Annotated in this window: 21 protein-coding genes and 1 pseudogene; 19 read left to right on the forward strand and 3 right to left on the reverse strand. The window is 60.1% G+C overall.

Annotated features, from left to right (window positions below; all coding sequences use genetic code 11):
• Window positions 1-231: 231 nt before the first annotated feature.
• From ACP7BE_RS19605 to selO, 3 genes are all read left to right on the forward strand, one after another.
• Window positions 232-1,974, forward strand: a complete 1,743-nt coding sequence (locus ACP7BE_RS19605) for a potassium/proton antiporter (RefSeq protein WP_095000894.1) — start codon at window positions 232-234, stop codon at window positions 1,972-1,974.
• A gap of 34 nt (window positions 1,975-2,008) precedes the next feature.
• Window positions 2,009-5,356: a mechanosensitive channel MscK gene (gene mscK / locus ACP7BE_RS19610; RefSeq protein ID WP_095017708.1), complete on the forward strand. Its 3,348-nt coding sequence runs from the start codon at window positions 2,009-2,011 to the stop codon at window positions 5,354-5,356.
• Window positions 5,357-5,491: 135 nt separating this feature from the next.
• Window positions 5,492-6,955, forward strand: a complete 1,464-nt coding sequence (gene selO, locus ACP7BE_RS19615) for a protein adenylyltransferase SelO (protein WP_095017709.1) — start codon at window positions 5,492-5,494, stop codon at window positions 6,953-6,955.
• Between the two features lie 111 nt (window positions 6,956-7,066).
• Here selO and ACP7BE_RS19620 read toward each other — a convergent pair whose 3' ends face one another.
• Both ACP7BE_RS19620 and ACP7BE_RS19625 read right to left on the reverse strand, forming a co-directional pair.
• A complete protein-coding gene (locus tag ACP7BE_RS19620; RefSeq protein ID WP_426107110.1) occupies window positions 7,067-7,468 on the reverse strand; it encodes a helix-turn-helix domain-containing protein in 402 nt (133 codons plus the stop codon).
• A gap of 8 nt (window positions 7,469-7,476) precedes the next feature.
• Window positions 7,477-7,761, reverse strand: a pseudogene (locus ACP7BE_RS19625) (type II toxin-antitoxin system HigB family toxin); the annotation flags it as partial.
• Window positions 7,762-8,023: 262 nt separating this feature from the next.
• Between ACP7BE_RS19625 and trxC the strand changes: the two are divergent.
• Window positions 8,024-8,464, forward strand: coding sequence for a thioredoxin TrxC (gene trxC / locus ACP7BE_RS19630; RefSeq protein WP_095000889.1), 441 nt, complete (start codon window positions 8,024-8,026; stop codon window positions 8,462-8,464).
• Here trxC and ACP7BE_RS19635 read toward each other — a convergent pair.
• Window positions 8,461-9,234: a ParA family protein gene (locus ACP7BE_RS19635; protein WP_095000888.1), complete on the reverse strand. Its 774-nt coding sequence runs from the start codon at window positions 9,232-9,234 to the stop codon at window positions 8,461-8,463. The two genes, trxC and ACP7BE_RS19635, sit on opposite strands and share 4 nt — an antisense overlap.
• A 303-nt stretch (window positions 9,235-9,537) precedes the next feature.
• On the opposite strand from ACP7BE_RS19635, the gene ACP7BE_RS19640 reads away from it, so the two are divergent.
• Genes ACP7BE_RS19640 through ACP7BE_RS19710 form a run of 15 tightly spaced genes read left to right on the forward strand, consistent with a single transcriptional unit; the run spans window position 9,538 to window position 23,538 of the window.
• The gene (locus ACP7BE_RS19640; RefSeq protein WP_426106953.1) at window positions 9,538-10,260 is read left to right on the forward strand and encodes a beta-ketoacyl synthase chain length factor; all 723 of its coding nucleotides are present in this window, start codon (window positions 9,538-9,540) and stop codon (window positions 10,258-10,260) included.
• The gene (locus tag ACP7BE_RS19645; RefSeq protein WP_426106955.1) at window positions 10,236-11,048 is read left to right on the forward strand and encodes a lysophospholipid acyltransferase family protein; all 813 of its coding nucleotides are present in this window, start codon (window positions 10,236-10,238) and stop codon (window positions 11,046-11,048) included. Before ACP7BE_RS19640 ends, ACP7BE_RS19645 begins: the two co-directional genes overlap by 25 nt.
• Window positions 11,023-11,283: a phosphopantetheine-binding protein gene (locus ACP7BE_RS19650; RefSeq protein WP_095000885.1), complete on the forward strand. Its 261-nt coding sequence runs from the start codon at window positions 11,023-11,025 to the stop codon at window positions 11,281-11,283. Before ACP7BE_RS19645 ends, ACP7BE_RS19650 begins: the two co-directional genes overlap by 26 nt.
• A 9-nt stretch (window positions 11,284-11,292) precedes the next feature.
• On the forward strand, window positions 11,293-11,547 hold the full coding sequence (locus ACP7BE_RS19655; protein ID WP_095000884.1) for an acyl carrier protein: 255 nt from the start codon (window positions 11,293-11,295) through the stop codon (window positions 11,545-11,547).
• Entirely contained in the window at window positions 11,544-12,089 is a 546-nt protein-coding gene (locus tag ACP7BE_RS19660; protein ID WP_095000883.1) for a hypothetical protein, read from the forward strand. Before ACP7BE_RS19655 ends, ACP7BE_RS19660 begins: the two co-directional genes overlap by 4 nt.
• Window positions 12,086-13,756, forward strand: coding sequence for an acyl-CoA synthetase family protein (locus ACP7BE_RS19665; protein ID WP_095020171.1), 1,671 nt, complete (start codon window positions 12,086-12,088; stop codon window positions 13,754-13,756). The genes ACP7BE_RS19660 and ACP7BE_RS19665 overlap by 4 nt, the downstream gene beginning before the upstream one ends.
• Window positions 13,757-13,769: 13 nt before the next feature.
• Window positions 13,770-14,504, forward strand: a complete 735-nt coding sequence (locus tag ACP7BE_RS19670) for a glycosyltransferase family 2 protein (RefSeq protein WP_307987386.1) — start codon at window positions 13,770-13,772, stop codon at window positions 14,502-14,504.
• Window positions 14,501-15,439 (forward strand): glycosyl transferase, encoded by a 939-nt coding sequence (locus ACP7BE_RS19675; RefSeq protein WP_426106959.1) that lies wholly within the window; start codon window positions 14,501-14,503, stop codon window positions 15,437-15,439. Before ACP7BE_RS19670 ends, ACP7BE_RS19675 begins: the two co-directional genes overlap by 4 nt.
• Window positions 15,420-16,964, forward strand: coding sequence for an HAL/PAL/TAL family ammonia-lyase (locus tag ACP7BE_RS19680; protein WP_095000879.1), 1,545 nt, complete (start codon window positions 15,420-15,422; stop codon window positions 16,962-16,964). The genes ACP7BE_RS19675 and ACP7BE_RS19680 overlap by 20 nt, the downstream gene beginning before the upstream one ends.
• Complete coding sequence (locus ACP7BE_RS19685; RefSeq protein ID WP_095000878.1) at window positions 16,957-17,382, forward strand: acyl-CoA thioesterase; 426 nt, start codon at window positions 16,957-16,959, stop codon at window positions 17,380-17,382. Before ACP7BE_RS19680 ends, ACP7BE_RS19685 begins: the two co-directional genes overlap by 8 nt.
• Window positions 17,379-18,089, forward strand: a complete 711-nt coding sequence (locus tag ACP7BE_RS19690; protein WP_426106962.1) for an outer membrane lipoprotein carrier protein LolA — start codon at window positions 17,379-17,381, stop codon at window positions 18,087-18,089. The genes ACP7BE_RS19685 and ACP7BE_RS19690 overlap by 4 nt, the downstream gene beginning before the upstream one ends.
• 43 nt (window positions 18,090-18,132) lie before the next feature.
• Window positions 18,133-20,394 (forward strand): MMPL family transporter, encoded by a 2,262-nt coding sequence (locus tag ACP7BE_RS19695; RefSeq protein ID WP_373557365.1) that lies wholly within the window; start codon window positions 18,133-18,135, stop codon window positions 20,392-20,394.
• Complete coding sequence (locus ACP7BE_RS19700; RefSeq protein WP_150629078.1) at window positions 20,388-21,551, forward strand: sodium:proton antiporter; 1,164 nt, start codon at window positions 20,388-20,390, stop codon at window positions 21,549-21,551. Before ACP7BE_RS19695 ends, ACP7BE_RS19700 begins: the two co-directional genes overlap by 7 nt.
• Window positions 21,539-22,786 (forward strand): NAD(P)/FAD-dependent oxidoreductase, encoded by a 1,248-nt coding sequence (locus ACP7BE_RS19705; protein WP_426106964.1) that lies wholly within the window; start codon window positions 21,539-21,541, stop codon window positions 22,784-22,786. The genes ACP7BE_RS19700 and ACP7BE_RS19705 overlap by 13 nt, the downstream gene beginning before the upstream one ends.
• On the forward strand, window positions 22,783-23,538 hold the full coding sequence (locus ACP7BE_RS19710; protein ID WP_095000874.1) for a class I SAM-dependent methyltransferase: 756 nt from the start codon (window positions 22,783-22,785) through the stop codon (window positions 23,536-23,538). The genes ACP7BE_RS19705 and ACP7BE_RS19710 overlap by 4 nt, the downstream gene beginning before the upstream one ends.
• The last annotated feature ends 1 nt before the right edge of the window (window position 23,539 follow it).

Here is a 23,539-nt window from a genome sequence, read left to right on the forward strand (position 1 = left end):
AAGTGGGAGGCCGCAGTACACACAATTTACCTAATATAAAAATGCAGTGAAAATCCCATTTTTTTGTAAGAAAGGCCTTCAGTCCTACTCGGCAGGCCCAAACACCTCCAGGGTGTAATCCATTCAAAACCTTTTTTGACAGCCCGCCAATGGCGCAGGTTAGAATCGATGGCACGCAGGCTGCATGCCAGGTCTGCGCCCTGTCTTTTTTAGCTTTCTGGAGTACTGCCTTTGAATGCGACGACCATCAACAGCCTGTTCTTGATCGGCGCGTTGCTGGTAGGCGCAAGCATCCTGGTAAGTTCTCTGTCCTCGCGCCTGGGCATCCCGATACTGGTCATCATCCTTGCGGTGGGCATGACCGCAGGTGTCGATGGCGGCGGCATCATTTTTGACAACTACCCCACGGCCTATCTGGTGGGCAACCTCGCTCTGGCGGTGATTTTGCTCGACGGCGGCTTGCGCACCCGGGTTTCCAGTTTTCGCGTGGCGTTATGGCCCGCGTTATCGCTGGCCACGGTGGGGGTGATGATCACCACGGGGCTGACCGGGCTGATGGCCGCCTGGCTGTTTAATCTCAACTTGATCCAGGGTCTGCTGGTTGGCGCCATTGTCGGCTCCACCGATGCCGCCGCAGTGTTCTCGCTGCTGGGTGGCAAAGGCCTGAACGAGCGGGTTTCAGCCAGCCTCGAAATCGAGTCCGGCAGCAACGACCCGATGGCGGTATTCCTCACCGTCACCCTGATCGACATGCTCGCCAGCGGTGAAACAGGCCTGCACTGGAGCCTGTTGCTCAACCTGGTGCGTGAATTTGCCATCGGCGGCACGGTCGGTCTGGCAGGCGGCTGGCTAATGCTGCAAATGGTCAACCGTATCAACCTGGCCAACGGCCTGTACCCGATTCTGGTGATCGCAGGCGGGCTGGTGGTCTTTTCCCTGACCAACGCCCTGCACGGCAGCGGCTTTCTCGCGGTCTACCTGTGCGGCCTGGTGATTGGCAACAGTCCGATCCGCAGCCGTCATGGCATTTTGCATATGCTCGACGGCATGGCCTGGCTGGCCCAGATTGGCATGTTCCTGGTGCTGGGCTTGCTGGTCACGCCACACGATCTGTTGCCCATCGCCATTCCAGCACTGGCACTGGCCCTGTGGATGATTCTGTTTGCCCGCCCGCTGTCAGTGGTAGTGGGGCTGCTACCTTTCAAAGCCTTCCATGGACGCGAAAAAGCCTTTATCTCATGGGTAGGCCTGCGCGGTGCGGTGCCGATCATTCTGGCGGTGTTCCCGTTGATGGCCGGGCTGCCCAATGCGCAGCTGTATTTCAACCTGGCATTCTTTATCGTGCTGGTATCTCTTCTGGTGCAAGGCACCAGCCTGCCGTGGGTCGCCAAGCTGCTCAAGGTGACCGTACCGCCTGATCTGGCCCCCGTGTCCCGTTCAGCCCTTGAAGTGCATGTCACCAGCGAGTGGGAACTCTTTGTTTATCGCCTCGACGCACAAAACTGGTGCATCGGTGCGGCCCTGCGTGAACTGAAAATGCCCGACGGCACCCGTATCGCCGCCCTGTTTCGCGATAAAAAACTGCTCCATCCGTCGGGTAGTACCACGCTTGAAGTGGGTGACCTGCTCTGCGTCATCGGCCACGAACACGACTTGCCTGCCCTGGGCAAATTGTTCAGCCAGCCCCCGAGCCGTGGCCTGGACCTGCGTTTCTTCGGCGACTTCGTGCTCGAGGGCGACGCCCAGCTGGGCGCTGTGGCCGCCTTGTACGGCCTGAAGCTGGACGGCATCGACCCGAACACCTCACTGAGCAGCTTCATTGCCCACAAGGTCGGCGGCGCGCCGGTGGTCGGCGACCAGGTGGAGTGGAACAACACCATCTGGACGGTTGCGATGATGGAAGGGAACAAGATCGCCAAAGTGGGCGTCAGATTCCCCGAAGGAAGTGCACCGGGCCCGGGGCTGTTCCTCTAAACTCCAACTTTCCGCCCTTGTCTGACCGGTATCTATGCCAACTCTGCGCACGTTCATCGCCACCGTCCTGCTCGGCCTGAGCCTTTGTGTCGGCACGCTTCAGGCTGCCGACCCGCCTACCGCCGAAGCGGTGCAGCAAAGCCTGGACAAAATTGCCGAGCGCAAACTGCCGGACGCCGACCAAAAAGCCCTGCAGGCGGTGCTCCAGCAGACCCTGACCCTGCTCGACAGCAAAGCCGATTACGAACAGCGCCTGAACGACGTCAAACAACAGATCAACGATGCCCCTCGCCAGACTGCCGAAAACCAGCGCGAACTGGCCAAAATCAAGGCCAGCAAACCCATACCCGTAGCCCAGCGCTACAGCGAGCTGTCCGTGCAGCAGCTGGAACAACTGCTGGCGGAACGCACCACGCAACAGGGCGAGCTGCAAAAAGCCCTGGCTATCGCCAACAGCCAAAGCATTGCCGCGCAGACCCGACCCGAGCGGGCCCAGGCCGAGATCAGCAACAGCCAGACCCGTATCCAGCAGATCAACACCACCCTGAAAACAGGACGCGACAATGGCAAGTTGCTTACCCCCGATCAGCGCAACCAGCTCAACGCCGAAGCCGCCTCGCTTAACGCACTGATTGCCCTGCGCCGCCAGGAACTGGCTGGCAACAGCCTGTTGCAAGATCTGAGCGGCAGCCAGCACGACCTGCTGCTGGAAAAAACCACGCGCCAGGACCAGGAAATCCAGGACCTGCAAACCCTGATCAATCAAAAGCGCCTGGCCCAGTCGCAGCAGACCGTGACCGAGCAATCCATCGAGGCGAAAAAGTCCGGCAGCAGCAGCCTGCTGGCGACCGAAAGCGCGATCAACCTCAAGCTCTCCGACTACCTGTTGCGCAGCACCGATCGCCTCAACGAGGTGACCCAGCAGAATCTGCAAACAAAGCAACAACTGGACAACGTTACCCAGAGCGACCAGGCCCTGGATGAGCAGATCAACGTGCTCAAGGGCAGTTTGTTGCTGTCCAAGATACTTTATAAGCAGAAGCAAGCCCTGCCGCGCCTGCAAAAAATGGACAAGAATCTGGCAGACGAAATCGCCGATATCCGTCTGTACCAGTTTGAAATCAACCAGCAGCGCGAGTTGATCAGCAACCCCACGACTTACGTCGACAACCTGCTGTCCACCCAGCCTGCCGACCAGGTCACACCGCAACTGCGCAAAACCCTGCTCGAACTGGTCAACACCCGCAGCGATCTGCTGGACCGCCTGAACCGCGAACTAAGCTCGCTGCTCAACGAATCGATCACCCTGCAACTGAACCAGAAACAACTGCTCAGCACCGCCCAAAGCCTGCGCGCCACGCTGGATGAGCAAATGTTCTGGATCCCCAGCAACAAGCCGCTGGATCTGGAATGGCTGGAAACCGCACCGCGCCAGCTTGAGCAGCAAATCACCACCCTGCCCTGGGGTTCCAGCGTCAGTGAACTGGCAGAAGGCCTGGTGCAACGTCCCCTGCTGTTCTTGCCGTTTTTGCTGGTGGTCGTGGCGCTGCTGTGGAAACGTCGCTACCTCTACAGCAAATTGAACAAGATCCATCAGGACATCGGTCACTTCAAGCGTGACAGCCAATGGCACACGCCGCTGGCAATATTGATCAACATCTTGCTGGCGATGCCCATTTCATTGGCGCTGGCCTTGTGCGGCTACGCCTTGCAAACCGATGCCCGGGGCATGAATGCCAATACGGGCGCGGCGTTGATTCAGATGGCCGAGGCCTGGCTGGTGTTCTACACCGCTTACCGGATTCTGGCGCCGGGTGGCGTGGCCGAACTGCATTTTCGCTGGGAAAAACCGTTGGTCGCGTTCTTGCAGAACTGGATCCGCAAACTCGGTTTTGTGGTCCTGGCCCTGGTGGCCGTCGTCGCCTTTGCCGAGCAACAACCGGCTGCGCTGGCCGACGATGTCCTGGGTATTCTGGTGGTGCTCAGTTGCTATGCGGCCATGGCCTGGCTGCTCTGCCGCCTGTTGCTCAACGACTTTGAAACAGCAACAAAAGCCTATCGCCTGCGCAAGTTGCTCGGTTTTGCCTTCGCCCTGCTGCCGCTGGCGCTGTTTGTGGCGGTGTGTTTTGGCTACTACTACACCGCGCTCAAGCTCAGCGACCGCCTGATCAATACCCTCTATCTGCTGATGCTCTGGCTGGTGGTCGAAGCGGCGTTTGTCCGTGGCCTGGCAGTAGCGGCACGGCGCCTGGCCTACCAGCGTGCACTGGCCAAACGCCAGGCCGCCAAGGAAGCAGGCGAAGGCAACGATACGATTATCGAAGAGCCGACCCTGGACATCGAACAGGTCAACCAACAGTCCCTGCGCCTGATCCGCCTGGCCCTGCTGGCTGGCTTTATCGGCATTCTGTACTGGGTGTGGGCTGACTTGATCTCGGTTTTTTCCTACCTGGACAACATCACCCTCTACGAATATACCAGCGGTACCGGCGCCAATATGAGCATGGTGCCCATCAGCATCGGCGACGTGATAGGTGCGCTGGTCATCATCGGCATCAGCATCGCGCTGGCGCGTAACTTGCCCGGCCTGCTGGAGGTGCTGGTGCTGTCGCGCCTTGATCTGGGCCAGGGCAGTGCTTACGCAACTACGACCCTGCTGACCTACGTGATCATCGGCGTAGGCTTTGTCTCCACCCTGTCGACACTGGGCGTGAGCTGGGACAAGTTGCAATGGCTGGTTGCGGCACTGTCGGTAGGCCTGGGCTTCGGCATGCAGGAAATCTTCGCCAACTTTATTTCCGGGATCATGATCCTGTTCGAACGCCCGGTACGGATCGGCGACACCATCACCATCGGCAATCTGTCAGGTACCGTGAGCAAGATCCGCATCCGGGCCACCACCATCACCGACTTCGACCGCAAAGACATCATCGTCCCGAACAAGACCTTTATTACCGGGCAACTGATCAACTGGTCGCTGACGGACACCATCACCCGTGTGACCCTGAAGCTGGGCGTCGATTACGGCTCCGATCTCGACCTGGTCAAGCAGTTGCTGCTCAAGGCTGCGCAAGAGAACCCGCGGGTGCTCAAAGACCCGGAGCCCCACGTGTACTTCCTCAACTTCGGCCAAAGCACTCTCGACCACGAACTGCGCATGCACGTACGCGACCTGGGCGACCGCAACCCGGTGATCGACGAGGTCAACCGCTTTATCAACCGCGAGTTCAAGAACCACCACATCAACATCTCCTTCCAGCAGATGGAGGTGTACCTCAAGAACCTGCAGGGGCAAGAATACAAACTGGTGCCCGTTGGGCCGGAAGTCCCGCCCGAGCCGACACCACCACCGCAAAAGCCGCAGTTGGGCAAGCTCGACTGACGCAAGTCCGATGCAACCTCTGTGGGAGCTGGCTTGTCTGCGATGCAAACGAATCGGTTTAACCAACCAAGCCCGTTGATGCCGTCGCGGGCAAGCCCGCTGCCACGATCCGCCACTGTTCACTGGAGACGGTCATTGAAAGCCCTCGACGAACTGACTTTTGATAACCGCTTTGCCCGCCTGGGTGATGCCTTCTCGACCCATGTGCTGCCTGAGCCCATCGACGCACCGCGTGTCGTGGTCGCCAGCGACGCCGCCCTGGCACTGCTCGACCTCGACCCCGCTGTCACCCAAGACCCTGTATTTGCGCAACTGTTTGGTGGCCATACCCTGTGGGCCAACGCCGAGCCTCGGGCGATGGTCTATTCCGGTCATCAGTTCGGTTCTTACAATCCGCAACTGGGCGATGGCCGCGGGTTACTGCTGGGTGAGGTGTATAACGACGCGGGCGAGCACTGGGACCTGCACCTCAAGGGCGCCGGCATGACCCCTTATTCGCGCATGGGTGATGGCCGCGCCGTACTGCGCTCCTCGATCCGCGAGTTTCTCGCCAGCGAGGCACTGCATGCACTGGGCATCCCCAGCAGCCGAGCCCTGTGTGTGATCGCCTCCGACACCCCGGTGTGGCGCGAAACCCAGGAGCGCGCCGCCATGGTGCTGCGCCTGGCACCCAGCCATATACGCTTCGGGCACTTCGAGTATTTCTACTACACCAAGCGCCCCGAGCAGCAAAAGCTATTGGGTGAGCATGTGCTGGCGATGCACTTCCCCGAGTGCCTGGAGCAACCCGAACCCTATCTGGCCATGTTTCGCGAAATCGTCGAACGCAACGCTGAACTGATCGCCAAGTGGCAGGCCTACGGGTTTTGTCACGGTGTAATGAACACCGACAACATGTCGATCCTGGGCATCACCTTTGACTTCGGTCCGTTCGCCTTCCTCGACGACTTCGACGCCAACTTCATCTGCAACCATTCCGACCATGAAGGGCGTTACTCCTTCAGCAACCAGGTGCCGATCGGCCAGTGGAATCTGAGTGCCCTGGCCCAGGCATTGACGCCGTTTATCAGCGTTGAAGCCTTGCGCGAAACCCTGGGGCTTTTCTTGCCGCTGTACCAGGCCCACTACCTCGACCTGATGCGCCGTCGATTGGGTCTGACCAGTGCCGAAGACACCGATCAACACCTGGTCGAAACCTTGCTGCAAAAGATGCAAGGCAGCAGCGTCGACTACAACCTGTTTTTCCGGCGCCTGGGGGACCTCCCGGCAGAACAGGCAGTAGCACGGCTGCGAGACGAATTTGTCGATCTCAAGGGTTTTGACGAATGGGCCGCGCAGTACGTGGCCCGGGTTGCCCGAGACGGCGCAAGCGATGAAAGCGTCCGGCGTGAGCGCATGCACGCGGTCAACCCGCTGTATATCCTGCGCAACTACCTGGCACAAAAGGCCATCGATGCGGCTGAGGCCGGGGATTACAGCGAAGTGCAACGCTTGCACACGGTATTGACCCAACCGTTCACCGAACAACCGGGCATGGAAGGCTACGCCGAACGCCCGCCGGAGTGGGGCAAGCATCTGGAAATCAGCTGCTCGTCGTGATGCAAAACCGGTAAATATACTGTTGCCGGTTTTGCCCGCTCCCACAGAACCGAGGCTGGTCGCCAGTCGTCGGCCCACATACCAGCCACAGCGTGGCGCACGCCGTCAGCCTCAGATAAACATATCCACAGGCACTTTGAAGTAATCGGCCAGCCAGCGAATCTGCCGTACGTTGAGCTGGCGTTTACCGCTGAGGATTTCGGACACCACAGACTGGGTGCCGACACCTGGCAAATCGCTTTGCGTCAGCCCGTGTTCCTGCATCACCGAGCGCAGCACATCGACGCCGCTGACCTTGGGCATCGGTCGATGCTCTAGGTCGTAAGCCTCAACCCAGTCACCGATGATGTCCACCAGGCTCATCAAGGGGTTGGTCTCATCATCGCCTATCAAGTCGGTCAACGTATCAAGGGCGGCGACCAGCCCGTCGTAATCGGCTTCGTTTTTCGGTTTGCGCAGCAGCGGCGCCACGAATTGCCAATGCTCTGCTGCCTGTTCGACCAATGCGTACATGGTGCTGATTCCTTCCATTTGCCCTTGTCATAGTCACGGTGATCCAGCACATGACGGATGTAGAGGCGCTGTACCCGGTAACGCACCACGGCGATCAACCGCAGTTTGTTACCACCTATATTGAAAACATGAAACGAACCCACCTTGTCGGTGGCGGGGAAAAACGACCTCAACGCGGCGAAGTCTTCAGGGCTGAGGACTTTGATCTTGCGATACCACTCATCCAGTGCGCTCGCCGATTGCGGCCATTGTGCTTTGGCTTCCCAAATTCGTTTTGCTGCAATCACTCGCATGCAATGTCCTTATCGCATCTTGCTATGAAGGCTAAACCCGAACCCTGGCAATCGCAACTTGCGATAACTATTGCCAGACCAGCGGTGCAAAGCCCGGGGGGTTTTTACAGCCTAGATAGAGACCTGGTGGCCGGCTTGAGCACATTGTGAGCAGATACGTCATGGGGGGTGGCGGCCCAGGTGTTCATCTGCTGAACTGCACGCCATCAATCTGGAGTCGCTGCGACAGGCGGCACCAATGGCCACTTCCAAGGAGCTCTCCATGACCGAACCGCTGCTGATCCCCTGCCCCCACTGCAACGGCCTGAACCGCATCCCCGGCGATCGCCTGGGTGAGCACCCCAAATGCGGGCGCTGCAAAAATGAAGTATTGCTGGCCAGGCCCTTCGATTTGCAGCAAACCGATTACGCCAGCCAGATCAAGGGCGACCTGCCGCTACTGATAGATGTATGGGCCGAGTGGTGCGGGCCCTGCAAGGCCTTTGCTCCGGTATTTGAGCAGGCCGCCCGCCAACTGCTGGGCAAGTGTCGGCTTGCCAAGCTCGACAGCGAGGCCAACCAGCACCTGGCGGGGCAACTGGGCATCCGTTCGATACCCAGCCTGATCCTGTTTAAAAATGGCCGCGAAATCGCACGCCAGAGCGGTGCGTTGCCATTGCAGCAACTTGGCGCCTGGCTGCGCAGCCAAGGCATCAGCGCTTAAGCGTTCTGATCCAGGTAATCGTGCAACTCCACAAACTGCTGGGTCAGCTTGTGCCTCGGGTCGAAGTGAATCAAAGGCTGGCAGGCCTGATGCGACTCACGCATGCGTACTGAGCTGCTCAGGTACATGGGCAGCACCGGCAGCCCCTCGGCAATCAGCTCATCAAGCATTTGCTGGGGTAGGCTGGCCCGGGCCTGAAACTGGTTGACCACGATGCCCTCGACCAGCAGGTCTTCATTGTGGTCTTCCTTTAGCTCAGCGATTTCAGCCAGCAGGCCATAGAGCGCCTGACGTGAAAAACTGTCGCAATCGAACGGAATCAGCACACGATCACAGGCAATCAACGCCGATACCGCGTAAAAATTCAGCGCGGGTGGAGTGTCGACATAAATGCGGTCATAGTCTTCAGCAAGCTCGTCCAGCAACTTACGCAACTTGTTGATCTTGTGCTTGGCCTCAAGCTTGGGCTGCAAATCGGCCAATTCACCCGTAGCCGTCACTACGTGCAAGTTTTCAAAGGGTGTTTCGTAAATATCGACCCGGTTTTTCTTCGAGCCCACGCCCGCTGACAAGGTGTGTTTAAAGAACTCGGCAATCCCCATAGGGATATCATCGCCGGTCAGTCCGGTCAGGTATTGAGTAGAGTTGGCCTGGGCATCCAGATCCACCAACAACGTGCGATACCCTTCGCTGGCGCTAACCGCAGCCAGGTTACACGCGATGCTGGATTTACCCACACCGCCTTTCTGGTTAAACACCACGCGACGCATTTCAAAACCTCCGTGTACCTATGAGTGTCCGAGTGTAGATGCCCTTTGCGCGGCTTAGCTACCTTGCTAAGAAATGCCCTACATCAATCAAGAATATCTCCACAAAAACAAACGAATAAATCTCTCAAATAAAATCCATTGATCCTATTTTTCTAAATTCCCAGAAAAACCACACTGGGGCTGTAAGCAATATTTGCTACGAACCAACTGCACCGGGATAATATCGCCCCTCTGTATCAAGTGCGGCGTCGATCGGTGTCCACTTTCGCATCAAGGAAGCCTGCAAGGGCGGGATGAACTCCAGTGATCAATTTCAATATCGCCGCGTGGCGCGCCTGGGCTCCAGGCCTCGACACCGTGGCCGATTGGCAAGCCTGGAGCCAGCACCCCTGTGTACTTGCTGCCAACAGCGCAGCACCCGATGTCTCATTTTTACCCGCCATGCAACGGCGCCGCCTCAGCCGCCTGGCTCGCATGGCATTCTGCGTCGGCTGGCCATTGGCCGAAGGCCGTGAAGCATTACCGCTGGTCTTTGCCTCGCGTCACGGTGAAACCCCGCGCACATTCGACATACTCAGCGACCTCGCGGCTGATCAGCCCTTGTCCCCCACGCAGTTCAGCCTCTCGGTGCATAACGCCGTGATTGGCCTGTGGTCGATCATGCGCGGCGAAACCAGCGAAATGACCGCTATTGCTGCCGCCGGAGACGGCCTGGAGCACGGCCTGATCGAAGCCTGCGCCCTGCTCAATGAAGGCGCGCCCGCCGTGTTGCTGATCATCACCGAAGAGCAGCCACCCGAGGCCTATGCACGCTGTATCGATGACGTGCCCTTCCCTTATGCCGTGGGCCTGCTGCTGACCCCGGGCGAGCAATGGCAGGTTTCACTCGCCAGTGGTACCGCAGGCATAGAACAAGCTCAATGGCCCCATGCCCTGAATCTGTTGCGCCAACTGCTCGATAAGCAGCAGAGATCATTCCAGCACACCTGGAAAAACCGCGTGTGGAACTGGCAGCACAGCCTGTGAGCGCCCGCCGTGATGCTTATGCCTGGCGCTTGATCGCCACTGCCATCAGCTTTGCACTGTTCGGTATCGGTTGCCTGTGCCTGCGTCTGGTGATTTTTCCGGTGCTGAGTTGCCTGCCGGGCGATGCCACGCGTCAGCGCGAGCGTGCCCGTTTTACCGTCAGCCGCCTGTTCTGGCTGTTTATTCGCACCATGGCGCGCATGGGCGTGCTGACCTATGACGTCCAGGGTGCCGAGCTGCTAGGCCGCCCCGGGCAGATGATCATCGCCAACCACCCGTCGCTAATCGATGTGGTTTTTTTGATCGGCCTGGTGAGAAACGCCAATTGCGTGGTCAAACAGAGCCTTTGGCAAAACCCGTTTACCCGTAGCCCTGTGCGTGCGGCGCAATACATCAGCAATGATGGCAGCGTAGACATGCTCGATAACGCTGCGGGGGCGTTGCAGCAAGGCCAGACCCTGGTGATTTTCCCGGAAGGCACGCGTACCCGGCCAGGCCATGCGCCATCCTTTCATCGCGGGGCCGCCGCGATTGCACTGCGGGGTGCGAAGATCCTTACGCCGGTGGTGATCAAGGTCAGCCCCACCACGCTGACCAAGGCCGAGCCCTGGTATCGCATACCCGAGCGTCGCGTGCACTTCAGCTTTCGGGTCGGTGCCGATATAGATCCACATACATTTTCCGCGCTTGGCCCGCCGCCCAAAGCCTCGCGCCTGCTCAACGACTTCGTGCATGACTATTTTATTAAGGAGCTCGCCACAGATGAGCGATCTGAAAAACGATATTAAACAGCTGATCATCGATGCCCTGGGCCTCGAAGACATCAGTGTCAGCGACATTGGCGACGATCAAACCTTGTTTGGCGACGGCCTGGGGCTGGACTCGGTCGACGCACTGGAGCTGGGCCTGGCGATTCAAAAGACCTACGGCATCAAAATAGACGCCGACGCCAAAGATACACGCAATCATTTTTCCAACGTGGCCAGCCTTGCGGCTTTTGTCACCGCCAAACAGGCAGCCTGAGACCGAACCATGCAAAACCGTGACGACATTTTCAACACCCTGCGCGACGCTCTGGTCGAACTTTTCGAACTGGAACCCGAACGCATCACCCTGGACGCCAACCTGTATCAGGATCTGGAAATCGACAGCATTGACGCTGTCGACCTGATTGACCATATCAAGCGTAAAACCGGCAAACGAATCGCCGCTGAAGAATTCAAATCGGTGCGTACCGTCAATGACGTGGTCGAGGCGGTTTACCGCCTGGTTCACGCTGACGCATGAACCGCCTGATTGGCCTCGGCCTGTTGCTGGCCGGACTGATGTACCCCTTTGCGGTGTACTTCGGCATGGCCCATTTCGCCCCGTGGCAATTCGCGCTGCTGCTGGGCAGCCTGTGGCTGGCCCGCGCCCTGACCGGCGAACGCCGCCCGGGCAGTCTGTTGATGGCGGTGGTTGCATTGATGTTCTGCGCCCTGCTGGGGCTGTTCAACAGCCCGGCACTGTTGCGCTGGTACCCGGTGCTGGTCAGCACGTTCATGCTTTGCCTGTTCGGCCTGAGCCTGAAGTACGGGCCGCCAATGATCGAGCGGCTGGCGCGGTTGCGCGAGCCCGTGCTGCCCGATATTGCAATTGATTACACGCGGCAGGTGACCAAGGTCTGGTGCCTGTTCTTCATGCTAAACGGATTAGTCGCAGCCTCCCTGACGCTGTGGGCGCCGTTGAGCTGGTGGACGTTGTACAACGGCCTGATCGCCTACGCGCTGATGGGGCTGCTGTTTTTCATTGAATGGCTGATACGACAAAAGGTAAGAGGCCGGGCATGAATTGGATAAATCTTGAGCACCTGTTGCTCAAGGGGCACGCAGATCGCCGGGTCAGCGTTGACCCCGAGCTGAACCACGACACCCTGCGTGAACGGGCCCTGCGCCTGGCGGGCGGCCTGCAACAGCGCGGCGTGCGGCGCGTTGCCGTACACCTTGAAGATGCCGCCGAGCTGGCGCAGGCCTTGCTCGGTGCCTGGCAGGCCGGAGTCAGCGTGCTCTTGCCCGCCGACCTGCAAGCGCAAACCCGCCTTCGATGGGACAGCCAGGTTGACCTGTGGATAACTCAAAGCGAAGAGTTGCAGGACCTGTACGCCGATCCTCTGCCTGCAGCGCAACTGGATCTGGACCAGTGCCAGCTCAGTTTGTGCACCTCGGGCTCCAGCGGCGAACCCAAACGGATCGACAAAAGCCTGCGCCAGATGGCCAACGAGGTTCAGGCACTGGAGCAACTGTGGGGTGCTGATCTGGGTGATGCATGCATTATTGCCAGTGTGGCGGCGCAGCACATCTACGGGCTGTTGTTCCGTGTGTTGTGGCCTCTGTGCGCAGGCCGCAGCTTTGTACGCAAACAACTGGCCTTCCCTGAAGACATGCAACGCGCCAGCCGTGAGCACGCTGCTTTTGCCTGGATCGCCAGCCCGGCCTTGCTCAAGCGCATGGCCGACAACCTCGACTGGCCGGCGTTAAGCTCGGTCCGCCGAGTATTTTCTTCTGGCGGTGCCCTGCCCGAAGAAGCAGCCCGGACGCTGTTCGAACGCCTGGGCCAGTGGCCGACCGAGATCCTCGGCAGCTCCGAAACCGGCGGTATCGCCTGGCGTCAGGGGCAACACCTGTGGCAGCCCTTTGCCGATGTGCAATTGAGCCAGAGCAGTGACGGCGCCTTGATCATCGCCTCTAGCTACTTGCCCAAGGGCCATGTCGAACACACGGCTGATGCCGCCCGTATTGAAGCCGACGGGCGATTTGAGTTGCTCGGGCGACTGGATCGCATCGTCAAACTCGAAGAGAAACGTATTTCCCTGCCAATGCTGGAGCAGGCGCTGGTCTCCCATGACTGGGTAGCCGAAGCCCGCCTGGGCGTGGTGCATGACAAACGCGCCTCACTGGGCGCCCTGCTGGTGCTCAGCGCCAGTGGCCTGTTTGCCCTGCGCGAACAGGGGCGCCGAGCCCTGACCCACACCCTGCGCCAGCACTTGAGTCAGCACTGCGAAGCCGTGGCCTTGCCGCGCCGCTGGCGTTTGCTGCGCCAGTTACCACTCAACAGCCAGGGCAAGCTGCCACAGGCCCGAGTCGATGCATTGTTACTCGCACCCCGGCCCAAGCTGCCGGAAGTGTTGAGCCAAAGCGAAGACGCCGGTCAGTGGACGCTGAAACTGTCGATCCCGCCGGACCTGGCGTTCTTCAGCGGCCATTTCCCCAAAACACCGGTGTTGCCGGGTGTGGTGCAAGTGGACTGGGCAATGGTGTTGGGCCAGCAACTGCTCGATCTGCCGCCGCGTTTTGCCGGGATGGAAGTACTCAAGTTCCAGCAACTGGTGCGCCCCGGGGACGCCATTGAATTAACCCTGCGCTTTGACAGCGAACGCGCAAAATTGCACTTCGCCTACCGCAACGCCACTGCACCCTGTTCCAGTGGTCGCATCGTGCTGGAGGCCCCCTGTGGATAACAGTGATAGTCCCGTGCATAACCCCTGCGCCGTGATCCCGGTGTACAACCACGAAACCGCCGTGCCTGGCGTGGTCGCGGCCCTGCGCGCCGCCGGTTTGCCCTGTGTGCTGGTCGACGACGCCAGCAGCCCCGCTTGCGCCGCTGTTCTTGGTGAGCTTGCCCGTGGCGAAAACATCTTCCTCATTCGTCTGGCCGTCAATCAGGGCAAAGGCGGCGCAGTCATGGCCGGTCTTCGTGAAGCCATGCAACTGGGCTTTACCCATGCCCTGCAAGTGGATGCAGATGGCCAGCACGATCTGCGCAACGTCGCTACTTTCATGCGGGTTTCACAGCAAAACCCTGCAGCGCTGGTTTGCGGTTACCCACAGTACGATGCCAGCGTGCCCAAGGGCCGCCTGTATGCGCGTTACCTGACCCATGTGTGGGTGTGGATCAACAGCCTTTCATTGCAGATTCCCGACTCGATGTGCGGTTTTCGGGTCTACCCGCTGGCGCCGACCCTCGCACTGATCAACTCGGTAACGCTGGGCAAGCGCATGGATTTCGACCCCGAGATCCTGGTGCGCCTGGCGTGGCGCAACCAGCCGATGTGCTGGCTGCCGACCCGGGTCCACTACCCGCAGGACGGTCTCTCGCACTTTCGCCTGTTCCATGACAATGCGCTGATTTCGAGCATGCACGCCAAGCTGTTTTTCGGCATGTTGATACGCTTGCCGGGCATCCTCTGGAGGCGCTGCAAAGCATGAACGAACCTCAACAGCATTGGGCTGCCCACAAAGAGCGCGGCAGTTTCCGGCTGATGAAGCTCACCGCCCTGGGCGTCAGGTTGCTGGGCCGACGTGTGCTCAGCCCGGTGCTTTACGCCATTGTGCTGTACTTCTTTGTGTTCGGCGGCCGCGCACGACGCAGCATCTGGCAATACCAGCAGCACCTGGCCGACTGGAGCGAGCAAAGCGAGTTGCGCCCTACCCGCTGGCGGGTATTCGGGCAGTTCATGGCGTTTGCCGACGCCCTGCTCGACAAGCTCGATGTATGGAATGGCCGTCTCAAGATCGAAGACATCGAAATCGTTGACCCCGCGCTGCTGCGCAATCAACTGCGCGGCGAACGCGGGCAGATGCTGGTAGGCGCCCACTTGGGGAACCTTGAAGTCTGCCGTGCGCTCGCCGAACTGGGCGAGCAGGTGACCATGAATGTGCTGGTTCACACCCGGCATGCCGAACACTTCAACCGCCTGCTGGGCGAAGCCGGGGCCAGCCATTTACGGTTGATTCAGGTCAGTGAACTCAACCCGGCGGTGATGCTGCAACTCAACCAGCGCCTGGAAAACGGCGAATGGCTGGCCATCGCCGGTGACCGCGTACCACTCAATGGCGGGCGCCATATAGAGGTCGGTTTCCTCGGCTATACGGCAGCATTCCCCCAAGGCCCGTGGTTGCTGGCAGGACTGCTCAAATGCCCGGTCAATCTGATGTTCTGCCTGAAACACAAAGGCCGTTATCGAGTCATCCTCGAACCCTTTGCCCGCGAAGTGGTGTGGCGACGCAATAACCGCGAGCAGGTGATCGACGACTGGGCCACGCTCTACGCCGACCGCCTGGGCTACTACTGCCTGCAGGCACCGCAACAATGGTTCAACTTTTACCCTTTCTGGAAGACCGATGACGACGCATCCGCATGAGCCAGTAACCTTCGGCCAAACCCCGTTGCGCATTGAAGACGTGCTGGCCCTGGCCAATCGTCAGGCGCCAACGCGGCTGCAGGACGACCCCGACTACCGCGAGCGCATCGCCAAGGGCGCGCGCTTTCTCGACTCGCTGCTGGACAAGGAAGGCGTGATCTATGGCGTAACCACCGGCTACGGCGACTCCTGCGTGGTTGCGGTGCCGCTGGAGCACGTCGAAGCCTTGCCCCGCCACCTCTATACCTTCCACGGTTGCGGCCTGGGCAAATTGCTCGATGCGCAAGCCACCCGCGCGGTGCTTGCGGCACGCTTGCAGTCGCTGTGCCACGGCGTGTCGGGGGTGCGCATAGAGTTGCTGGAACGATTGCAGGCCTTTATTGCCCACGACATCCTGCCACTGATCCCCGAAGAAGGCTCGGTGGGGGCCAGTGGCGACCTGACGCCACTGTCTTACGTGGCCGCAACCCTGTCGGGCGAACGCGAAGTCCTGTTCAAGGGCGAGCGCCGCCTTGCCGCAGATGTGCACCGGGAACTGGGCTGGACACCGCTGATACTTCGGCCCAAGGAAGCGCTGGCACTGATGAACGGTACCGCCGTGATGACCGGCCTCGCCTGCCTGGCCTATGCCCGCGCCGACTACCTGCTCAAACTGGCCACGCGCATCACCGCCCTCAACGTGGTGGCGCTGCAAGGCAACCCCGAGCACTTTGACGAACGCCTGTTTGCCACCAAGCCGCACCCGGGACAAATGCAGGTCGCTGCCTGGATCCGTCAGGACCTCGCCATCGATGCCCCCACCGCACCGTTGCATCGCCTGCAAGACCGCTACTCGCTGCGTTGCGCGCCCCATGTGCTGGGCGTGCTGGCAGACAGCCTGAGCTGGCTGCGCGGGTTTATCGAGACCGAACTCAACAGCGCCAACGACAACCCGATCATTGACGCCGAAGAGGAGCGCGTACTGCACGGCGGGCACTTCTACGGCGGCCATATCGCCTTTGCGATGGACAGCCTCAAGACCTTGGTGGCCAACGTCGCCGACCTGCTCGACCGCCAGCTCGCCCTGTTGGTGGACGTGCGCTACAACCACGGCCTGCCGAGCAACCTGTCGGGCGCCAGCGCAGAACGGGCAATGCTCAACCACGGCTTTAAAGCGGTGCAGATAGGTACCAGCGCCTGGACAGCCGAGGCATTGAAAAACACCATGCCGGCCAGCGTCTTCTCCCGCTCCACGGAATGCCATAACCAGGACAAGGTGAGCATGGGCACCATCGCCGCTCGTGATGCGATCCGCGTACTGGAGTTGACCGAGCAGGTGGCAGCGGCCACCTTGCTGGCTGCCCATCAGGGCGTTTGGCTGCGCAGCCGTGCCGAAGACGCTCGCCCGTTGCCGCCGGCGCTGGCGCAGATGCATGCCGAACTGGCCAAGGATTTTGCCCCCGTGGTTGAAGACCGCGCCCTGGAAGCCGAACTGCGTTTGTGCCTGAGCCGCATCGCCCAACAACACTGGAGGCTGCATGCGTAGTAAAGGGGTTTTTCACGTTGATACCGAAGTGTTGGTGCCGTTTTTCGACATCGATACCATGCACGTGGTGTGGCACGGGCATTACGTCAAATACCTCGAAGTGGCGCGCTGTGCGCTGCTTGACCATATCGGTCACAACTACACGCAGATGCTCGAAGCGGGTTATGCGTGGCCTGTGATCGACATGCAGTTGCGTTATGTCCGCGGCGCCACGTTCGGCCAGCGGATCAACGTGCGCGCCAGCCTGGTGGAATGGGAGAACCGCCTGAAGATTAATTATCTGATTAGCGATGCGGTCACGGGTGAGCGTTTGACTAGGGCAGTTACAGTGCAGGTGGCGGTTGAAATTGAGAGCCGGGAGATGCAATTGGCCTCGCCTGGGTGTTTTGTGCGGGCTGTAGAGCGGGTGCTGTCATGAATGGATCAAAAGCCCCTCACCCAAGCCCTCTCCCAAAGGGAGAGGGGATTGACCGCGGCGCACTCAAGAACTCAGCCATTCTGCCCCCTCTCCCTCTGGGAGAGGGCAAAGGCCGCACCCGTATCTCATTGCTGTTCGCCGCCTTGCTGTTCACCCCACTGGCCCACGCCTTCGACCTGCAACAACTGAGCGAACAACTGGCCAAGCCCCAGGTGATCCACGGTGATTTCATCCAGGAAAAACACCTGCGCGCGCTGCCCAAGCCACTCACCAGCACCGGCACATTTGTCCTGGCCAAGGACCACGGCCTGCTCTGGCAACTGAAAACCCCGCTGCAACAGGATTACCGCATCAACGCCCAGGGCATCGCCCGACGCGACGGCACGCAATGGCAGATGCTCCCGGGCAAAAGCGCGGGCGCCGAGCAGAACCGTTTGTTCCTCGCTGTTTTGCAAGGCGACAGCAGCGGCCTGCAACGTGATTTCGACCTGCAATTACAAGGCGAACCCAGCCGCTGGACGCTGACGCTGACACCACGTTCACTGCTGCTCAAGCAAGTGTTCACCCGGATCAATATTGAAGGCGGCGAGCTGGTGCAACGTATCGAACTGCAAGAAGCCCAAGGTGACAGCACGCTGCTAAAAATGCCAAACAGCGTCGGCAATCAACCCTTGAGCGACGCGGAGCAAAACGACTTTGCGCAGTGAGCGCTGGCTGCCACGGGCCTTTCTGGTTCTGTTGCTGGCCGTGATGGCACTGGCTGGCTGGCAGTGGCGCCACGGTGCGCCGCTGTCGGCCAACCTGATGGAGCTGGTGCCGGGCGACACACCGGATGCGCTGGAGCTCAGCGCCGAACAGCGCATGCAAGAGCCCCTGAACCGCGAAATGCTGGTGCTGGTCGCCAGTGCAGACCGTCAGCAGGCGATCGCCAGCGCTCAACAATTGGGCGAGCAATGGCAAGCCAGCGGCCTGTTTGAAAAGGTCCAGTGGGACCTGCAAGCCGACCTCCCGGCCCTGCGTGAGCAACTGCTGCGCGGGCGTCTGGCGATGCTCTCGAACGCCGACCGTACCCAGTTGATCGAACACCCCGAGGCCTTTATCCAGCAGCGGGTGCAGGCGTTGTTCGACCCCTTTACCGGCTTTAGTCTGGTGCCCAGCCAGGATGACTGGCTGGGCCTGACCGGTCGCATTCAAAACAGCCAGCCGCAACGCGGTGCGGTGCAACTGGACATTGGCAGCGGCGCCCTGATTGCCGATGCCGACGGCAAAAGCTGGGTGCTGTTGCGCGCCCGTACGCAAGGCAATGCATTCGATATGAAGCTGCCTCTGCGGGTCGCCGAACTGCTCGAACAGAGCCGTGAGCAGGTCGCTAAAAACGATGTGCAATTACTCGCCGCCAGCGGCCTGCTGTATGCCGCCAGCGGGCAACAACAAGCCAGCCGGGAAATCACCTGGGTCGGCGGTGGTGCAACGGTGGGTATTCTGCTGCTGTTGCTGCTGGCCTTCCGGCGCTGGCGCGTGCTGCTGGCCTTCGTTCCAGTGCTGGTGGGCATGCTGTTTGGCGCCGTGGCCTGTGTCGCGTGGTTTGGCAGCATGCACGTGATGACACTGGTGCTGGGCTCCAGCCTGATCGGCGTGGCGGTGGATTACCCCCTGCATTACCTGTCCAAAAGCTGGAGCCTGAGACCCTGGCGCAGCTGGCCCGCCTTGCGCCTGACCTTGCCCGGTCTGAGCCTGAGCCTGGCCACCAGTTGCATCGGTTATCTGGCGCTGGCTTTCACACCCTTCCCGGCGTTGACACAAATCGCCCTTTTTTCCGCGGCCGGTTTGATCGGCGCTTACTTGAGTGCGGTGTGCCTGCTGCCGGCGCTGCTCAAAGGCGTCGAGTTGCGTCCTGCGCAATGGCCACTGAGCATTGCGCAAAGTCTGCTTGATGCACGCGCAGCACTGCTGAAAAAAGTCCCGACAGCTGCGCTGCTGGCACTGCTGCTAACCTTTTGTGCCGCCGGCTTGTGGCAGCTCACCAGCAAAAACGACATCCGCCAATGGGTCGGCGCCCCGCCACAGTTGATGAACGAAGCCCAGGCCATTGCGCGCATCACCGGCTATCAGCCAACCAGCCAGTTCTTTCTGGTACGCGCCGACAACGAACAGCAATTACTGGAGCGCCAGAGCAGCCTGAGCCAGCGCCTGGAACAGTTGATCGGCAGCGGCAAGTTGCAAGGCTTTCTGGCCCTCAACCAACTGGTCAGCCAGCCCGGCGAGCAACAACGATTGCGCGCCGCCCTCAGCGCGCTGCCTCAACACTGGCAGCCGCTGCTGGCGCTGGGCGTACCCGAAAGCGCCTTGCAAACCGAGCTGGCGCAGTTGCAAGCCTTGCCCGATCAGTCAATCGACGATGCGCTGGCAGGCCCGTTGGCCGAACCATGGCGAGCACTATGGCTGGGCAAAAATACCGACGGCGTCGCCGCGATGGTCAGCCTGCAAGGTTTAAATGATGCCAGCCTGTTGCGTGCGCAAACGCAGGACTTGCCCGGTGTGAAACTGGTGGATCGCCTGGGGGACTTGAACAAAGTGTTTGCGGCCACACAAATCAGCGCTGCTGAATTGAAGCTGTTGTCATGCGCGCTGATCGTCGTGCTATTGATCGCTCCGTTCGGCTTTGGCGGAGCATTGCGCATCGTTGCGCTGCCGCTCCTCGCCGCCCTGTGCAGCCTCGCCAGCCTTGGCTGGCTGGGCCAGCCGCTGACCTTGTTCAGCTTGTTCGGCTTATTGCTGGTCACCGCCATCAGCGTCGACTACGCGATCCTGATGCGCGAGCAAATCGGTGGTGCGGCCGTCAGCTTGCTGGGCACCTTGCTGGCCGCCCTGACCACATGGCTGTCGTTTGGCTTGCTGGCGGTGTCGAGTACACCGGCGGTGAGCAATTTCGGCTTGTCGGTGAGCCTGGGGCTGGCGTTCAGCTTTATCCTCGCCCCCTGGGCGGGCAAGCAGGAGCATAAGCCGTGTTGACGGGTCTGTTCTGGCTGCTGGCGTTAGTCCTGTTTGCGCTGGCCACTCACGTGGGTCGGCGCTTTCGCATGATCCCGATTGTCAGCCAGTTGTTGCTGGCGTCCATCGGTTTGCCGTTGCTGATGCTGTTCTGGATCGAGCCGCACTGGCAGCTCAACGGTGCGCAACTGGTGGCGCCGGTCTGGCTCAAAAGCCTTTACAGCCTGAGCTTCGCCCTGTTGCTGGGGACCATTTTGAGCGACGTGATTGATCTGCGACTGGACCGCCAGAGCCTGAAAATCGCCCTGCCCAGCTTTGCCGTGCCCTTCGTCAGCGGGCTCGCCTGCGCCGTCTGGCTGTTGCCCGAGCAACCCTGGCTGAATTCGCTGGCCGTGGGGCTGGTGTTTGCCATCACTGCCATCCCGGTGCTGTACCTGTACCTGCGCCATATCGACTACCCGCCTGCTGCCTCCCGTCGCCTGGTGCAAAGCGCAATTGTGATCGACCTGACCTGTTGGAGCCTGTTCGGCCTGGCCCAGGGCAGCCTGAACCTGAGCAGTGTATTACTGCCGCTGGCCGGGGCTTTATTGCCGCTGCTGATGCGCGGCCTGCGCATTCGTCAGCCGCTGTGCTACAGCCTGAGTTTTTTCGCACTGTTGGTGGTGGCCGAACATTACCGCCTCAATGCGTTGATATTTGGCGTCGGCTATCTGGTCTGCATGGCATGGCTCAAGGTACCGCTGGTGATGCCGTTAAAGGCCGTGTGGCTTGAGCGCATGCAGACCACGCTGGCGATCCCGCTGATTCTGACGTTCGGCATTGTGCAGATTGATGTACACAGCGCCCTGGGCCAGATAAGCCCGCTGCAACTGGCGGCCCTGTTGCTTCTGCCGATGGCCAGCAAACTGCTGGGCAACTGGCTCGGACTGAGCTGGGCCACGCCCTCGTTTGCAGGCGCCAGCCGATGGCGTGAGAGCCTGCTGCTGAACATTCGCGGGTTGAGTGAGATCGTATTCCTCAACTTGCTGCTGCAACAACAGCTGATCAGTCCCGCGTTGTACTTCGCGTTGATACTGATGAGCCTCATCGCCACGCTGCTGCCGGCGCTGGCGGGTATGAGCACCCCCCCCTTGAAGTCTGCCGTGGTACCCGGCAAGGAGCGCCTGTGTCAGGAATAGAAATGGAACGTCGTCAGGTTGTAGTCATCGGTGCAGGACCGTCCGGCGCCATTGCCTCGGCCCTACTTAAACGCAAGGGCCACGATGTGCTGGTTATCGAGCGCCAGCACTTCCCGCGCTTTTCGATTGGCGAAAGCCTGCTTTCGCACTGCATCGACTTCATCGAAGAAGCGGGCATGCTGGACGCGGTGCAGGCCGCCGGCTTCCAGCTGAAAAACGGTGCTGCCTTCGCCTGGGGCGAGCAATACAGCGCCTTCGATTTTGGTGACACATTCAGTAACGGCAAACCCACCACCTTTCAGGTGCAACGCGCGGACTTCGACAAACTGCTGGCCGATCAAGCCGCGCTGCAAGGTGTCGAAATCCGTTATGGCGAAACCGTGATCAGCACGGATATCGAGCGTGCCAAACCGCTCCTGCACATTGAGCGCGAAGACACCAGCCGCTATCAGGTTGAAGCTGACTTCATTCTCGACGCCAGCGGCTACGGCCGCGTAATGCCGCGCTTGCTCGACCTTGAAGCACCGTCGAACTTTCCGCTGCGTCAGGCGGTGTTTACCCACGTGGAAGACCGCATCGATTACGCAGGTTTTGATCGCAACAAAATCCTTATTACCACCCACCCGACCCAGCGCGACATCTGGTTCTGGAGCATCCCGTTCAGCAATGGCCGCACGTCGGTGGGCGTGGTGGCGGCAGCCGGGCATTTCGAAGGCCGCAGTGAAAACCTCGACACCTGCCTGCGCAGTTTTATCGATGAAACCCCCAGCCTGCAACGGGTGCTGGCCAATGCCGTATGGGACACTCCGGCCCGTACCCTGGGCGGTTACTCGGCCAACGTCAAAACCCTGCACGGCCCTGGTTTTGCACTATTGGGCAACGCTGCCGAGTTCCTCGACCCGGTGTTCTCCTCGGGCGTAACCATCGCCATGCGTTCAGCGAGCATGGCGGCGGGCGTGCTGCACCGTCAGTTGCAAGGCGAGGCGGTGGACTGGCAAAGCGAGTTTGCCGAACCGCTCAAGCGCGGGGTCGACACCTTCCGTTGCTATGTTGAAGGCTGGTACGCCGGCACCTTCCAGGACGTGATCTACCACCCCGGTAGCCAGCCGCATATTCGCCGCATGATCAGCTCGATCCTGGCCGGTTATGCCTGGGACGAAAGCAACCCCTTTGTCAGCGAGTCCAGGCGCCGTTTGCGCATGCTGTCGGATATCTGCGCCACGGAGCCCGCATGAAACCTCTGAGCGATACCTACGTTGAAGAAACCCGCCTGGGGTTCTGGTTCTTGCGCAGCCACACCTGGCAGCACCATGTACTGCGGGTGGCCATCAATGACCTGCGCAGCCTGTTCAGTGATGAACTGCCAACCGCGCCGGTGATCCTCGATGCCGGTTGCGGCCAGGGCAAATCGTTCCAATACCTGGACAAAACCTTCGCACCGAAGCGCCTGATCGGCCTCGATGCTGATCCCCTGAGCCTGCACTTGAGCGCCGAAGAAGCCCGGCGTCAGGGCATCGACATTGAGCTGATCGGCAGCGATTGCGCTGAGCTGAAGGTGGCCGATGACAGCATCGACATCCTGTTCTGTCACCAGACTTTTCATCACCTGGTGCAACAGGACCGGGCACTGGCCGAGTTCTACCGGGTGCTCAAGCCCGGTGGTTACTTGCTGTTTGCCGAGTCCACCGAAGCCTATATCGATACCTGGGTGATCCGCTGGCTGTTCCGTCACCCCATGCATGTGCAAAAAAGCGCAGCGCAATACCTGGAAATGATCCGTGACCAGGGCTTTGAATTTGAGCCACAGAATATCTCCTATCCTTACCTGTGGTGGAGTCGCTCCAAGGACTTCGGCCTGTTGGAGCGGGTTGGCTTGCTAAAGCCAAAACCGGTGGGCCAGCGTGATGAAACCCTGGTCAACGTGGTGGCGCGCAAACCCCAATCCCCTGTGGGAGCGGGTTTACTCGCGACAGGATCGCTGCTGTGAA

The sequence above is a fragment of the Pseudomonas sp. TWR1-1-3 genome (assembly GCF_049896805.1).
GTDB lineage: Bacteria > Pseudomonadota > Gammaproteobacteria > Pseudomonadales > Pseudomonadaceae > Aquipseudomonas > Aquipseudomonas bubulae.